15 protein-coding genes are annotated in these 15,195 nt (G+C 46.3%); all 15 read left to right on the top strand.

Annotated features, from left to right (window positions below; translation table 11 throughout):
* Positions 1-6 precede the first annotated feature (6 nt).
* The 15 genes from NNJ85_RS06235 (at position 7) to NNJ85_RS06165 (ending at position 15,138) form a co-directional block, all read left to right on the top strand.
* Positions 7-1,608 (top strand): DUF935 domain-containing protein, encoded by a 1,602-nt coding sequence (locus NNJ85_RS06235; protein WP_254474473.1) that lies wholly within the window; start codon positions 7-9, stop codon positions 1,606-1,608.
* The gene (locus NNJ85_RS06230) at positions 1,601-2,806 is read left to right on the top strand and encodes a phage minor head protein (RefSeq protein WP_254474471.1); all 1,206 of its coding nucleotides are present in this window, start codon (positions 1,601-1,603) and stop codon (positions 2,804-2,806) included. The genes NNJ85_RS06235 and NNJ85_RS06230 overlap by 8 nt, the downstream gene beginning before the upstream one ends.
* Positions 2,807-3,668: 862 nt before the next feature.
* Complete coding sequence (locus NNJ85_RS06225; protein WP_254474896.1) at positions 3,669-4,706, top strand: phage protease; 1,038 nt, start codon at positions 3,669-3,671, stop codon at positions 4,704-4,706.
* Positions 4,703-5,044: a capsid cement protein gene (locus NNJ85_RS06220; protein WP_254474470.1), complete on the top strand. Its 342-nt coding sequence runs from the start codon at positions 4,703-4,705 to the stop codon at positions 5,042-5,044. The genes NNJ85_RS06225 and NNJ85_RS06220 overlap by 4 nt, the downstream gene beginning before the upstream one ends.
* Before the next feature lie 12 nt (positions 5,045-5,056).
* On the top strand, positions 5,057-6,022 hold the full coding sequence (locus NNJ85_RS06215; RefSeq protein ID WP_254493146.1) for a major capsid protein: 966 nt from the start codon (positions 5,057-5,059) through the stop codon (positions 6,020-6,022).
* 12 nt (positions 6,023-6,034) lie between these two features.
* Positions 6,035-6,460, top strand: a complete 426-nt coding sequence (locus NNJ85_RS06210) for a gp436 family protein (RefSeq protein ID WP_254474466.1) — start codon at positions 6,035-6,037, stop codon at positions 6,458-6,460.
* A 1-nt stretch (position 6,461) separates the two neighbouring features.
* On the top strand, positions 6,462-6,956 hold the full coding sequence (locus tag NNJ85_RS06205; RefSeq protein ID WP_254474463.1) for a phage virion morphogenesis protein: 495 nt from the start codon (positions 6,462-6,464) through the stop codon (positions 6,954-6,956).
* Positions 6,953-7,480, top strand: a complete 528-nt coding sequence (locus tag NNJ85_RS06200; protein ID WP_254474462.1) for a hypothetical protein — start codon at positions 6,953-6,955, stop codon at positions 7,478-7,480. Before NNJ85_RS06205 ends, NNJ85_RS06200 begins: the two co-directional genes overlap by 4 nt.
* Positions 7,477-8,070 (top strand): baseplate assembly protein, encoded by a 594-nt coding sequence (locus NNJ85_RS06195; RefSeq protein WP_254474460.1) that lies wholly within the window; start codon positions 7,477-7,479, stop codon positions 8,068-8,070. Before NNJ85_RS06200 ends, NNJ85_RS06195 begins: the two co-directional genes overlap by 4 nt.
* Before the next feature lie 12 nt (positions 8,071-8,082).
* Entirely contained in the window at positions 8,083-8,283 is a 201-nt protein-coding gene (locus NNJ85_RS06190; RefSeq protein ID WP_254474894.1) for a hypothetical protein, read from the top strand.
* A gap of 3 nt (positions 8,284-8,286) precedes the next feature.
* Positions 8,287-8,673, top strand: coding sequence for a GPW/gp25 family protein (locus NNJ85_RS06185; RefSeq protein ID WP_254474458.1), 387 nt, complete (start codon positions 8,287-8,289; stop codon positions 8,671-8,673).
* Positions 8,660-9,526 (top strand): baseplate J/gp47 family protein, encoded by an 867-nt coding sequence (locus NNJ85_RS06180; protein WP_254474456.1) that lies wholly within the window; start codon positions 8,660-8,662, stop codon positions 9,524-9,526. The genes NNJ85_RS06185 and NNJ85_RS06180 overlap by 14 nt, the downstream gene beginning before the upstream one ends.
* The gene (locus NNJ85_RS06175) at positions 9,526-10,632 is read left to right on the top strand and encodes a phage tail protein (protein WP_254474454.1); all 1,107 of its coding nucleotides are present in this window, start codon (positions 9,526-9,528) and stop codon (positions 10,630-10,632) included. The genes NNJ85_RS06180 and NNJ85_RS06175 overlap by 1 nt, the downstream gene beginning before the upstream one ends.
* A gap of 1 nt (position 10,633) precedes the next feature.
* Positions 10,634-13,777: a DUF4815 domain-containing protein gene (locus NNJ85_RS06170; protein WP_254474452.1), complete on the top strand. Its 3,144-nt coding sequence runs from the start codon at positions 10,634-10,636 to the stop codon at positions 13,775-13,777.
* Positions 13,778-13,791: 14 nt separating this feature from the next.
* Positions 13,792-15,138, top strand: a complete 1,347-nt coding sequence (locus NNJ85_RS06165; protein ID WP_254474451.1) for a Bgr_08870 family protein — start codon at positions 13,792-13,794, stop codon at positions 15,136-15,138.
* Positions 15,139-15,195: the final 57 nt, after the last annotated feature.

The following is a 15,195-nucleotide window of genomic DNA, read 5'->3' as shown; positions in this document are numbered from 1 at the left end:
GATAAGATGGTACAATTGGTTGATCAATGGGGCAAAGCTCTTCAAGTGAAGGGATTGGGGAGGGAGGTTGCAAGCCCTACCATTGGGGGTGTTCGTGATGTGTGGTCACAAACTGTTGTCAGTGGTCTGACCCCTGTTCAACTTGCCAATATTTTGCAGCAGGCAGCAGGAGGGGCGCCTGAACAATTTTTCCAACTTGCTGATGATATGGAAGAGCGTGATTTGCATTATCGTGCTGTGCTTGGCATGCGTAAAAATGCCCTCACAGGGGTGGAGCCTGGGGTAATTGCGGCAAGCAACAGTGCGCAGGACAAAAGAATAGCCGATGCGGTGCGCGAGGTGATTAGCGCGCCTACTTTTGTTGATGATTATGTGGCAGATTTGTTAGATGCTTTGGGTAAAGGCTATGCGATTGTTGAGACCTTGTGGGACAAGAGCGCTAAGGAATGGTGGCCGGTTGCTTGGCGGTGGCGTGACCAGCGGTTTTTTCAGTTGGACAGGCGAGATGGCTTTCATTTGCGTTTAAAGGAAGAAGGATCTCTTCATGGAACAGAGTTGCCTGCTTATAAATTTTCCATTCATCGCCCAAAGTTGAAAAGTGGTTTGCCTATCCGTTCTGGGCTTGCCAGACTTGCGGCTTGGGCTTTTTTGTTTAAGTCTTATACCTTGAAAGATTGGATGGCTTTCTTAGAAGTTTATGGCATGCCTTTGCGTGTGGGTAAATATGGGGCGAGCTCTTCTCATGAGGAGCGGCGGGTTCTCATTCAAGCGGTGCGTGATTTATCCAGTGATGCGGCGGCAATTATTCCCAAAGAGATGGAGATTGAGTTTATTGAAGCAGCAGGAGGCAGTGGCAATGCGGTTTTTGCCGCTAAGGCTGAATATTTAGATCGGCAGATTTCTAAAGGGGTATTGGGTCAAACCATGACGACGGATGATGGGTCGTCTTTTTCGCAAGCGCGCATTCATGAAAATGTCCGCCATGATATTGCCAGAGCTGATGCGCGGCAATTGGCTTTGACGGCTAATCGTGATTTGATTGTGCCGTTTGTTGAGATTAATTTTGGGCGCCAAGAGCGCTATCCCCTTGTCTATTGGCCGATTTCGGAAAATGAAGATATTAAAGCCATTAGCGATGCTTTAGAAAAACTTGTGCCTCTAGGATTGCGTGTTGAGGCGCAAGAGGTGCGCAATAAGATTGGCTTTTCGCAACCAAAAAGGGGAGAGGATGTTTTAAAGGCTGCTTCTCTTGCGCCTAATGATGAGAGGGGACAAAAGGATGATGCGGGACAACAAAAAGCGCATGTTTGTGCTGATTGTGGGGGTACTTTTGATGTTTGTGTGACAAGAAAAGAAGGGGTGAAAAAAGAGCAGGGTGGAAAACATCACGACGAATTGGATCGGCTTTCGAGTGAGGCTTTAAGTGACTGGGAAGAGGATTTAGAACCCCTTTTAAAGCCCTTTAAAGAGCTTGTGAGAGAGGCTAAAAGTTATGAAGATATCCTCAAAGGCTTAGATGAATTGTTGGGCGAGATGGACCATCATGCCTTGGCAGCACGCTTGGCAAAGGTGCAAATGATTGCGCGGGGACTGGGGTATCATGGATGAGGAACTTTTTAAAACAGCACCTCAAGAGGTCACCCGTTATTTTGCCGCCAAAAATATTGTTCCAAGCTTTGATTGGCGTGATGTGGCACCAGAAGAGCATGCCTTTTCCTTTACGGTGGCAAAATCGGTAGGCTATGACATTTTAGAGGATTTTAAAACAGCGGTTGGAGACGCCATAAAACATCACGTTCCTTTTCAAGAATTTCAGAAAAATCTGATGCCGATTTTACAAGAAAAAGGCTGGTGGGGGAAAAAGATGGGCATTGACCCGAAAACGGGTGAAATGAGCGTGGTGCAGTTGGGCAGCCCGCGGCGTTTAGAAACGGTCTATTGGGCCAATACCATGAGTGCCCATGCGGCAGGCGAATGGGAACGCACGCAAGAGAATAAAGAATTTTTGCCTTATCTGACCTATGCGTTGTCGAGTTCAGAACATAAGCGTTTAGAACATGAAAGTTGGGTGGGTTTTACGGCACCTGTTGATGATCCCATTTGGGATTGGCTTTATCCCCCCAATGGCTGGCGGTGTAAATGCAGTGTGCGGCAGGTAAGCCGTTATGAGGCGGACAATTTAGGCTATGAAGAGGGCGCAGAGCCACCCCATGTGGAGGAGCGGGTTTGGCGCAATAAGCGGACGGGAAAAGTTGAAAAGATACCCGTAGGTATTGATCCTGGATGGCATTCTAACCCCGGGAAACATCGCGCGCAAAATTTAAGCAATTTTTTGAGTGATAAAGTCTCTGTAATGGGGGATAATCGCAAGCGCATTGCTATTGAAGATATTGTGGGCTCACCACTTTTGGAAGCGATGTTTGAAGGACGCATGCCGCGTGGATTTCTTCCCATAGCCCCGATGATACAAAAGGTGCGTGATGTTTTTGGTGCGGACAATTCTCTTATTCGCTTATCTTCAGACAGTGTGAAACATATTTTATTAGAACATCAAGCGCGGTCTCTTCACTTGGAGGATTTTCGGGGTGCCATTCAAACCTTCATAAAGCCCTATGGCGTTATTAGACGCAAAGGTGCACAGAGTGTTGTGTTTTTGGGTGAAAGTGGTGGGGCATGGTGGCGCTTTGCAGTCAAATTTGTGGCAAGTAAACAAGAATGGTGGCTTATCTCGATGCATAAAAAGAGTTTTCGCGAAATTCAACGTTTATTACATGCGGCTGAAAAGAAGGACGAACGGTTGTTGTAAAGGGAACACTATAAAGCCCTATTGGCTTTTGTGAAAAGAGTTATTGTGTGTGAGAGAATGAGAAGGCGTGGAGGGCGGTCAACTCCTCGCAGATCCGGCAAAGCCGCCCTGGCATAACTGGCTCACGCCTCGTGAGCACTCTAACAGTTTAAACGTTCAAAAGCAATCTTTTAAAAAAGCGCTTTGAGAGGGGCTTTCTTGTAAAGGCAAGAAAGAGAACACCGCAAAGCTCTTTCGGTTTTTGTGAGAAGAGTTGTTGTGTGTGAGAGAATGAGAAGGCGTGGAGGGCGGTCAACTCCTCGCAGATCCGGCAAAGCCGTCCTGGCAAAACTGGCTCACGCCTCGCGAGTAATCTAACAGTTTAAACGTTCAAGAGCAATCTTTTAAAAAAGCGCTTTGAGAGAGGCTTTTTTGTAAAGGCAAGAAAGAGAACACCGCAAAGCTCTTTCGGTTTTTGTGAGAAGAGTTGTTGTGGGGGGAAAATGAGAAGGCGTGGAGGGCGGTCAACTCCTCGCAGATCCGGCAAAGCCGTCCTGGTATAACTGGCTCACGCCTCGCGAGTAATCTAACAGTTTAAACGTTCAAGAGCAATCTTTAAAAAAAAACGCGCTTTGAGAGCGTTTTTTTGTGTGGAGTGATAATTTGTACCTCTAACTTCACAATGGCGCTCTATCGCCTTTGAAGTGCCTTTGAAAACGATTTTATGAGAAGGTTTGGTATTGGGGTTTATTTCATAAGCTAGAAGAGGAGAAAAAAGTGCTTTTTTAAAGAAGTGCTCTTTTGACTGACACTGTCAGACTTATAAGCTGAGGTGGTTTCATGCATTGTATTGCCAATGATAATTGTAAAGCAATAGGCAATGATGGAACAAGAATTTCACGAAAATGATAAAGAAGGGCAGAGCGTTTATGACGGTGCCTTTCATGGCAAGTTTATTGATCTTTGCCAAGATCTCACTATGAGCCAAGCACCGGAATGGGTCGAGCTGTTGCCCAAAGCACCTCATGTGAAGGCACGTGATGGACGGCAATGGCATTATAGTCCGCAAAGGATTTTAAAGGCTTTTGCAGCCAATAAAGGACCGCTTGTGATTGATTATGAGCATGGGCAACATCACAGAGCGAGAAACGGTTTAGAAGCGCCGGCAAGCGGTTGGATTGAAGAACTCGCAGAGCGGGATGGTGCGATTTGGGGTCGGGTTAAATGGACCGATATGGCAGCTAAAAAGATTGTGACTGGGGAATATCGTTATCTTTCCCCTGAGTTTCGTCATTCTAAAAATGGTGAGATTTTAAGTTTGGCAGGGGCAGGGCTGGTGAACCGTCCTGCCCTTGTGATGACGGCTTTAAGCCGTGAACACCCCTCAACATCCCCTTTAACACCTTTTGTGGTGTCCCCAACAACTTTGACGGAGAAAATGATGGATTTAACAGCCATTGCCAGTGCTTTGGAGCTGGCAGAAGATGCAAAACCTGCAGAAATTTTAGCAAGCATTGCAACCCGCGAAAAAGAACGGGTGGAATTAAATGCCCAATTAACAAAAGCGCGAGAAGATCTAGCGCTTTTGCGCGAAGAGCAAAAAAAGGCGACGATTGAGAGGCTTTTAGACAAAGCGATTGAAGAGGGCAAGATTTTGCCAGCTGCGCGTGAAGAATATCGTTCCCTTTGTACCCTTGAAGGGGGCATGGAACATTTTCAAACTTTGGTTGAGAAATTGCCCGTTCTCGCATCGACAAGCCCTTTAGAAACATGTGCTTTGGTGCAAGAACATCAGCTTGCGCCAGAAGATATTGCACTTGCTGCACGCCATTATCAACAAGAGCAGAAAGCACAAGGCTTCGACATCACCATTAGCCAAGCGGTTGATTATATTTATGAACAAAAGGAACGCCAATCATGAGTACGACGATTTTGATTAAATCTTTTCGCACTGCAGCAGAGATCTCTCCTTATTTTATTGTTGCAGCGCGCAGTGATGGAATGGTGGCAACAGCTTCTGGGAAGGCTGATAAATTATTAGGCACTGCCGGCTCTTGCAAAGCCAAGGCTGGCGAAATGATCGATGTTGCTCAATGCGGTTGGGGCGAAGTGGTGTGTGGAGGCAATGTTTCCTTTGGTGACTTTTTAACTTCTGACCCCAAGGGGCAGGCTATTAAGGCAGAAGCGGCAGACCGCACCATTGGCATTGCCATGAGTGATGGTTCTGCTGGTGATGTTATTTCTTTTAAAATTAATTAATCGAGGCTTATGATGAACAGACCTTTTCCCATTGATCCAACCCTTACTGCTATTGCTATTGGGTATCGCAATCCAGCAGGTTCTCTTATTGGCGATAAAGTTTTGCCCCGTGTTGGTGTTTTAAGTGAAGTGTTTAAATATAGTGAATTTCCTCTAGCGGAAAGTTTTACGGTTCCTGAACTTGAAATTGGGCGTAAAGGACGCCCGAATGTGGTGGAATTTTCTGCCTTTGAACGGGAAGCCAGTGTGAGAGATTACGGGCTTGATGACCTTATTCCCAATTCAGATATTGAAGCAGCAGCCCGCGCACGGGCAGAAAAGCGCTCTCGTTATAACCCTGAAAAGACCGCTGTAGAGGGACTTGCCAATTTGCTGGAATTGGGGCGTGAAGTGCGTGTGGCAGAACTTGTGCAGGACAGCAAAAACTATGCAGCAGAGCGGGTGATGACCCTTAAAGGTGAGAATAAATTTAGTGATTATGACAAATCAGACCCTTATGCCACCTTAGATGAGGCGAAGGATAAAGCTCTCGTCTATACACCCAACACCATTGTGATGGGTAAAGTTGTTTGGTCAAAACTCAAACGCCATCCCAAAATCATCAAAGCCGTTAAGGGGGGTGGCACTGCTGATGGTTTTGTCACCAAAGCGCAATTTGCTGATCTGATGGAAATACACCCCGATCGTTTACTCATTGGTGAATCGCAAGTGAATTTAGCCCGCAAAGGACGCACAGCGCAATTGGCACGCGTTTGGGGCAATAAGATTGCTCTGCTTTACATTGATCCGACCAAGCAACAGGCGGATGGTTCTGTCATCAGTTGGGGCTTTAGTGCTCAGTTGGGTGAGCGTATCTCTGGGGTGATTTCTGATCCAGATATTGGTTTGTCAGGTGGTAAACGGGTGCGTGTGGGTGAACGGGTGTGCGAATTGGTCGCCGCCAAAGATGCCGGTGTGTTGCTGCAAGATGTTGTTTAAGGAAAAGACTTAATGGCCTATGCAAGCAAAACATTGATTGAAGAGCTCTGGGGTGATGATTTCTTGAAAGACTTATGTGCTTTTGATGATGAGAAGTCTGATCCAGTGCTTTTAGATCAAGCCATTGCCCTTGCTCTAAACCAAGCAAGCGGTGAGATTGATGTGCATCTCTCTCATCGCTACTTGGTCCCCATTGCCGGACAGCCGGCGGCTCTTGGCATGATCTGTGTCAATATTGCTGTTTATAATTTAGCCATACGCCATACGGCACTGACCACAACCATTGAAGATCGCTACAAACAGGCGGTTGATTTACTAAAACGCATTGCAGAAGGCAAAGCGGGTTTGGGGGTCGATGAACCTAAAATTATGAGTGAAGATGGACCGCTTCGTGATGGGGCTTTTTTTCACGCAAAACCGCGTGTGATGGGAAGATAACATGTCTGTTTCAAGCCATATTGAGATTAAAGAGAGCGGGCTTGAAGCGGCTTTATCCTTTTTACAAAAGGGTATCCATCCGCCGATGGAAACTCTAGCACAAGGGGTTGGGCGCCTCATTCAAGAAAGCACAAGACGGCGGATTCAAAGCGAAAAAATCTCCCCCCAAGGAGAGAAGTGGAAAAACAATTATGCTCGTACCTCCATTCTTTATGCCAGTGGGGCGCTCTCACGCTCTATTGATATGAAAGCCTCACCAGAAAAGGTGGTGATTGGCTCTGGGTTGGTTTATGCGCGGATTCATCAATTGGGTGGCGTCATTCGCCCGAAAAATGGCAAAACCCTGCGCTTCTTTCTTAAAAGCAGCAAGGCACAGCACTTTATTTGTGTGCCGCAAGTGACCATGCCGGTACGTGCCTATTTAGGGCTTTCAGAGCGCAATAAAGTGGAAATTGTCAAAGCAGCAGAGGATTGGCTGGAAAGGGTCTTTTCATGAGACAAGCTGTTGAGAGTCTGGGGCGCATCAATCAGTTTCGTGAGGCGGTAATAAGGAGCCTTAAAAGGGCTTTGCCGGATGTGCGCGATTGTGCCTGTCAATTTGGGCGTTTCAATTTAGAAGAGCTTGAAACACAGATGCTTGTGGCGCCAGCTGTGCGTGTTGCAGTGTTAGAAAGCCGTTTAAATCCTATGCCTTCTGGACAGATGAGTGCTGATCTTCATTTGGGGGCTTTTATTATCACCACGGGCAAAGAGCGGGATGTTTCCAGTTGGCTTTTGGCAGAAGCGATAGGGGTTTTATGCCATAGCGGACAATTGTGGGGGTTAACGCATGTAAGCGCCCCGCGGGATGTGTCAATTGACCCCATTATTTCTGCGGCGATTAAGCAGCGTGGTGTATCGATCAGTGTGGTGGAATGGCGCCAAGATTTGCATCATTTGGGGCAAGATATTTTTGTGGGTGAAGACAAACGACAACTTAAAGCCAGATTGATCTCATATGATGATGAGGTGTTTTCATGAATGATGCGCATTTGTTGGGCGAGACTTTTCGGCAAATCATGAAGCGCCTTGATGCGCTTGAACGCTGTCTCGCCAACCAGCACATGATGGGGCGGGTGGCGCAAATTGATGGACATAGGGTGCGGGTCAAACTTTCTTGTGAAGGTGCCAATGGTCAAGCAGTTTTATCGCCTTGGCTACAGGCACAAGAAGCGGCTGGTGCTGTTTCAAGCAATATGCCCCTCCATATTGGTGATCCGGTGCGCTTGTTAAACCCCCATGGCGAAATTGGCTCTGCTTCTCTGGTTGTACGCGATAGCTATAGCGATGATGCACAAAATCCAGCACGCTCATCGCAAGAGTTTGCGCTTTGTTATGCGGGAGGCGCCCTGCGGATGACCAAAGATGAACTTATTCTCTCCCATGGGGAAAACCAAATTCATTTAAGTGCACAAGGTCTCATGCTTTGTCATCAATCAACCCGTGTTGAATTAGCGGACAGTGTGCAGATTCAAGCAGAAGATTTGCAGCACAATCAAAAATCTGTTGGAGCAAGCCACAAACATGGTGGGGTCAAAATGGGGCCCTCCACAACCTCTAGCCCTCTTTAAAGGAGTTTTATGATGCGTGAGAAAACTTATGTTATTTTAACCAATGCCGATTTTGTGGCAGGTCAGCGTTCACCGGGGAAGGGTGAGGAAATTCGTTTAAGTGAAGAGGCAGCGAAATATCCACTTCTTCTTGGTCAGATTGCTGAAAAACCAGTCCCAACCGTATCTCCCGCCCCAACGGCTTCTCTTACAAAGACAACGAAGGGGGCTTAAATCATGCGTTGTGGGGTGAGCGAAAAAGATGGCTCTCTCTTATATGGCTTTGCGCATTGCCAACAATCCATCCATAAATGTTTAATGACAAGGGTGGGAACACGGGTTTTGCGTCGCCATTATGGGTGTGATGTTAGAGAGTTCCAAGATGCCAATGCCAATCCTGCAACGATTTTACGTCTTTATCAAGCCATTGCTTGCGCACTCGATGATCCAGAATGCGGAGAACCTGGGTTTTCACTCCAAAGGATTGATTTGACCAAAGCAACGCGTGAGGGAATATTCCACTTTGTTTTAAGGGGCATTTTTTATCCCGATGGGCATTTGGGGGATTGGTCCCATGGGCAAGAGAGGCAATTTCCGCTAGAGGTTTCCTATGGCAGAGCTTGAATGTTTATCCCTTTCACAACGCCCTGTGCCGCAAGTGATTGAAGAGCTTTCTGTTGAAAGGCTTTTAGAGCAAAAGATTAAGCGTTTGATGGATGTTTTTGCCGCTCATCATATCCCTTACAATGTGGAAAAGACCGCTTATGATCCTGTGGTCATTCAATTACAAGCGGCTGCTTATGAAGAGTTGCTGTTGCGCCAGCGGATTAATGAAGTGGCACGAGATAATTTGCTCGAATTTGCGCATGGCACAAGTTTAGACCATTTGGGGGATTTTCATGGGGTCACGCGCCTTTTAGATGAGGATGATGAGCGTTTTCGCCGCCGCATTCGTTTGAAGAGGCAAGGGCATTCTACAGGGGGCACAGCACCCCGTTATCAATATTTTGCTCTCTCCAGTGATATCCGTGTCAAAGATGCTTTTGTTTATCGTGTGGGAAAAAGCCCGCTTATTTATGTGGCTCTTTTTAGTGATGCCCCTTCAGGAGTGGCCGATGAGGCTTTGATTGCCAAGGTGCAAAGAGCCCTTGATGATCCTCATGTTAAAATGACCAATGATACCCTTTTGGTCAAGAGTGCTGTACAGCGGGTGATCGATATTTCGGCTAACCTTTGGTTGTTACCCGGTGAGCGAGAACAGCTTTTAGAAAGAGCAGAGCAGAATTTAAGAGAAGAATGGGCGCGTGCGGGCAGGCTTGGGCGTGATCTATATTCAAGTTGGATATTAAGCCGCCTCATGGTTGAAGGTGTCCATCATGTGGAGGTTACAAAGCCACAGGAAGATATTCTTGTTGCCCCGCATGAGGCGATAGCACTAGGGGAAATTGCTTTGTCAAAACGGGGGCATGCTTATTGATGTCTGCGTTGTTATTGCCCCAAAATTCAAGCTTGTTTGAACGCTGTTTGGCTGGGGCCATGGCTCTTTCCCCGCAAGTCAAAAGGGTGCTCGAAGATATTGTGCGTGCCAAATTGATTACGCGTCCCCCTTCTTGGTTGCCCTTCTTAATTGACGAATATGGTTTACAAGAACTCATCCCTTATTTTTCGAATTCTTATGATCTTCTTGACCAAGGGCTTGAATGGCAACAGATACGTGGCTCTGTAGCGGCAATTGATAGGGGTCTTCAATGGCTTGGACTCTCAGTACACTTTACACCCGCGTGGACAGAGCGTGCATGGTGGAATTCCTTTCAACTTGAATTTGACCAATTGCCTGAACGAGGTGATCTCGAGGCGATTGAAGCGATTGTCGACCTTTCCAAAAGCTTGCGCTCTGATTTTCGCCGTGGTGTCACGGGTTATGAGGTGCAAGCTACGCAAGCCAATATGTCACGGCTTGATGACAGCATGCTGGATTTTGAGAGCGGTATCCGCTTAACCGCTGGAGATACGCTGTTTTCTTTTGGGCGCACGACAGAATTCAACCACGTTCTCACAAAAGAAGAAGGCAAACGCATTGGTAACTGGATTGATGATGGTGACGAAGAGTTAAGCTGGGATCAAATTGATTATCCCTGGGAGTTGGCAAATTTTCCATGGTGTTCGGTTAAAAAACATGAACGCGACATATTGATGGCAGAGTGGTTCCAAAACCGCACGCTTTATCTGGCTTTAAGAGATCCAGACAATGCTCTAATTGGCTATCGCCGCTGCTATGCTGTAGCGCCTGTTGAACAAGCTTTAGAGGGTGTTTACAGCCATTGTGGCAACAAATTTAAGCCCTCGAAAACAGGGACAATGTTGTTTCTTGCAGCGCGCACCGATTTTCGGGATGTTGAAGACAAACAAGCCGCCTCTGTTTCCCTCCTCGTTCATGGCACTGTGGCAGAGCAGACACCTCCTGGCAAACTTTGGCTAGGGAATGATGAATTAACAAGCGGTGTGGAGATTCTCAAAACACCCATCGATATTCCTTTGCGCGCAGATGTTCGCGAACAATTCAAGATTTTATTGAGGTTTTAATATGAAGCATGAAAGTGGTTTGCCTTTTGCAATTGACAGATCCGTTGGCAAAGATGAACAACAAAGCGTTGTGTTTTATGGACAGCGCCCTTTTCTGCAAGCGGGTGAACTCAACGAGGTTCAAACCATCATAAGGGGGCGCCATAACCGTTTGGGGCGCCTTGTGGCACAAGAAGGAGACCGTGTTGAACGAGCAGATGCTTTTGTTAACAAAGACACAAAGACGGTCACTTTAACAGAGGGCAAGATTTATATCGCCGGCGATATTTTTCCTGTCTCAAATGCCGTCTTAGAGAATGTTTCCATGGTTGGACGGATGGAAATTGGTGTGAAGCTTCAAAAAAGCTGGGTAACTCATGAGGATGATCCACAGCTCTTGGGGCAAGTTCCGGGGTCTTTAGCAGAAGGAGAGCCTGGTGCCGCCCGTGAGGTGGCAAAACTTGTCTGGGCTCTCAAAGATGATGAACAAGAAGGCACATTTTACCCCGTTTACATTTTACAAGATGGTGTTCTCATTGATCAAAAATCACCCTCACTGCTTGAACCAGCCATGCAAGCTATTGCGACGTACGACCGCGCCCATGGACATTATATCGTGAATGGTTGCCGTGTCACAGCTTTGGGACAAGAGGGACAAAAGCAAGTGTTCAGTATCCAAGAGGGAGAAGCCAATATCAACGGCTTTAAACGCAAACGCTTAGCTGCTTTGCGCCATGAAGAGGTAGAAGACTTTTCAACAAGCGAAGTTCCTAGTGAAACCCATATTTTTGCGCCTAAAAATCAAGAAAAAAGCTTTACCTTTAAAACCTATTACGCTCCCATTGCGGCTGTTCATTCTATTTTATTGACGAAAGAAAAAACCGTTAACGTGACCCGCGGGGCTATTACATCTGGGCGTGACGGCGTTCCTGACAAAAGTATCACTGCTTTTCTTAAAATTGTGCAAGGAGGTAAGGAATTTAAAGAAGGCAAGGACTTTAAAAAAACCGGAGACACCATTGATTGGGCTCCTGTAGGCGACGAACCTCTCCCTGGCAGTAGCTATAAAGTAACCTATCGATACCGTGCAAGTGTAAAAGCCGATAAAGTCACAGCACAAGAAATCACTGTCTCAGGAGGTGCTGAGGGGGGTGATATTATTGTGAATTACTCTTACAAATTGCCCCGCATTGACCGTATTGGACTGAATATAGGAGGTGATGTTGTCTATATCAAAGGGGTTTCGGCAGACCAACCTATGGCGCCAAGCGTTCCTGAAGATGTGCTCTCCCTTGCCACCATTACCAATAACTGGCTTGATGTACCGCGTGTGAAAAATGATGGCACACGTGTTGCCCCCTATGATGAGATGTGGCGTTATTTTCAACGGGTGCTCTCCCTTGACCGCCTCATGCAATTAGAACGCATTAAAAGCAATGTGGATTCTAAAGAGCCCGTTGCCAAAAAAGGCATGTTTGCAGACCCTTTTCTCGATGACAGTTATAGAGACGAAGGTTTTGAACAAACAGGGGCTGTGGGAAACGGTATTTTACAGCTTGCTATTGATCCAACATTTTATACTGCCCCCTTGAACACCCCTGTCACCCTTGACTGGACCAATGAAGTGATCATTGCGCAAGAATTGACAACCGCTTGTGAAAAGATCAATCCTTATCAAAATTTTGCGCCTCTCCCTGGAACAGTCACCCTGACCCCCGCGACAGACTTTTGGCATGTTGAACGCACCGATTGGCTCTCTGGTGTGACCAATCAACTCAATATGGGCTGGAACCGTGGGAGAAGCATCGTTAAGACAGAAATCAGTGATGATTTGGTGAATACAACAAGGGAGCAAATCGATTTTTTAAGACAAATTCCGTTGAACTTTAAGATTGAAGGCTTTGGCAGTGGCGAAATCTTGGACAGTCTTAGCTTTGATGGCGTGAATGTCTTGCCAACAAGCCGCCTTAGTGCCGATAGCAAAGGCACCCTTGAAGGGAGTTTCAAGATTCCTCCAAACATTCCCGCTGGGACAAAAAATGTTGTGGCACAAGGGAAAGGTGGAACAACAGCAACGGGGCTTTTTACCGGACAAGGCGTGATTGATGTAAAAGTGATGCGACGCACCACCACGGTAAAAATATGGACAGCCTATGATCCGCAAGCGCAAGTCTTTACCCCCGATGAAACACGGCAAATCACTGGGATTGATTTCCATCTTTGTAAAATTGGCAATCAAGCCCATGATCTCGTGATTGATTTGGTGACCACCGAAAACGGCTATCCTACCGCCGATATTCAAGCCCAAACCTCCTATTCCATGAAGGGCGCTAAAACCGGCTGGGCGAGCGCACGCTACGCTGTTCCTTTGTTAGTGCCCGATGATCGTCTCACCGCCTTTGTCATTAAGACCGATGATGGTGATCATTCCCTCTCTCTCGCCAAACTTGGGGATTTCGATAAAGAACATCAAAGATATGTTTCCAGTCACCCTTATGTGACGGGTCCGCGCTTTTCTTCTGTGAATGCGAAAAGCTGGAGCGCTCATCAAGATGAAGCCTTGGCGTTTCGGGTGTTGGCAGCCCGCTACAAACAAACAGAAAAAACCGTGGATTTAGGCAGCTTTGATCTTGTGGACTGTTCTGATTTACAAATCCGTGCAGCCATTGAATTGCCTTCAAGCGATTGTTCTGTCATCTTTGAAATTGAACGCAATAATGGCACGGTTTATCAATTGCTGCCCTTTCAATTGCTCAGTCTGACCGAATATATCAGTGAAAAAGTCAAGCTTCGCGCTATTCTCAAAGGTACAGAGAAGCTCTCGCCGGTGTTATTTGCTCCCGTGCAATTGATTGCAGGAAAGATTCATAAGAAAGCAACCTATGTCACAAGGGCTTTTGCCTTTGGGGAAAAGACAAGATTAACCAGCTATATCAAAACCTTTTTACCGGGCGGTTCTTGCTTAACCCTCGAGATGCAACTGGATGATGGTGCTTTTACGCCTTTGAAACTCGACGAGACAGAACAGCTTGCTGAACCGCTTTGGACAGAGCGCAAATTTATTAGCAGTGACAAAACAGCACGACAAGCGCGCCTTAAACTTACCCTTACCGGTGGACCTGCTGCACGCTCCATGGTGTGTGATTTTGGCGCCGGTATCATATAATGGGAGAATGAGAGATGACAAAAACCAAAAAACTCGACATGGAATTACCCAAAGAAGGACGCTTTATCAGTTCTGAATTCCCAATCTTGCGCGATAACCTCACCAAACTTGATCAAGCCCTTATAACTGTTGAGGGAAAGATAGATGCAAAAGCCCCTTTACAACACGCACATAAAATGAGTGATGTGACGGGGTTAGAAAGTGCTCTTAATGGCAAAATGCCAGCCGATAAAACCTTCACTTTTGCTGATTTAAGCGATATCGAGGGCGCTAAAGATGCTGCCAACAATTATGTGCTTTATAAATTAGGCAACAATAATTTTACCTTTGGCAGTGCTATCTCTCTGTTAGGGGCACATCAACATAAAACAGAAGATATTGTAGGATTGGATGACTTTAGAGCCAAGATCAATGAAGATCTGACCAGCTATGGACGCTTAAAACAAGCCAATGAATGGCAAAGTTACAACAAGTTTACCAGCAAAGTCACCATGAGTGGCGGTTTGGAGCTGTTGGGAAACTCATCACTGAATCTTATCCATAATGGTGAAGTGATCACTAACTTAAGCACAAGCGGAAGCTCGCTTAAAGGACCACTGAAAATCGATGGTGATCTTGTTTATACAAAATCAGAAATAGATATCCTCAAGCAAGAAGTAAAAAAAATCAAAAATGGTTTGATTGATAAACTCATTAATTGGTCTGAACTTGCTGATGCTGAATTGCTCTATACGCAAGATGGCAAAATTGAATGGCCAGACTGGGTGACGGATAAAACCAAAGTTGAGATCCAAGCTTGGGGTGGTGGAGGTAGTGGTGGTACAACTAATAATCCATATATGGGTGGTGGTGGAGGCGGAGGTGGTTGTTCAGTATGGTATGGCTATAAAGTCAGTTTAAATGGGCATGAGAATATCGCTATTGGTAAAGGAGGAACTTCTGTTTCAGAACTTAGTGCGACAGGAAATTCTGGCGGCACAACAACCGTTGGCAAAAATTTTATCACTGCGACAGGAGGAAATGGTGGTTACGCAGGTATTCGTTCTTTAGGTTCTGGTGGTGCTGGAGGAATTGGTGGAAATTTTGGTTTAGCAACAGACGAACATCTAGGACTTGCTAAAGGCGGAGATGGTTACGCTGGAACGAGTGGAAGAAACAATATAAGTGGAAGTGGAGGAGATGCTGGAGGCGATACATCAAGAGGTGGGGGGGGTGGAGTTGGAAGTGGTGGGGAAGGCAATTATACTTCAGGAAAAGCAGGGCGTGGCTTTGGTGGTGGTGGTGCTGGCTCTCGCTATTACCTTTATCCAAGCGGTGCTGGAGCTGATGGGGCTGTTCTTATAAGATTATGGAAAGATTAAATGCAAAACTCAAAGATAGCGCAAGTCAAATGGATAGCTGTTGTATAAGCAGAATTT

Source organism: Bartonella sp. B1098 (assembly GCF_944896145.1).
Classification (GTDB): Bacteria; Pseudomonadota; Alphaproteobacteria; order Rhizobiales; family Rhizobiaceae; genus Bartonella.
The sequence above is the reverse complement of the archived record's forward strand: the minus strand, read 5'-3'. Positions and strand labels throughout refer to the sequence as shown.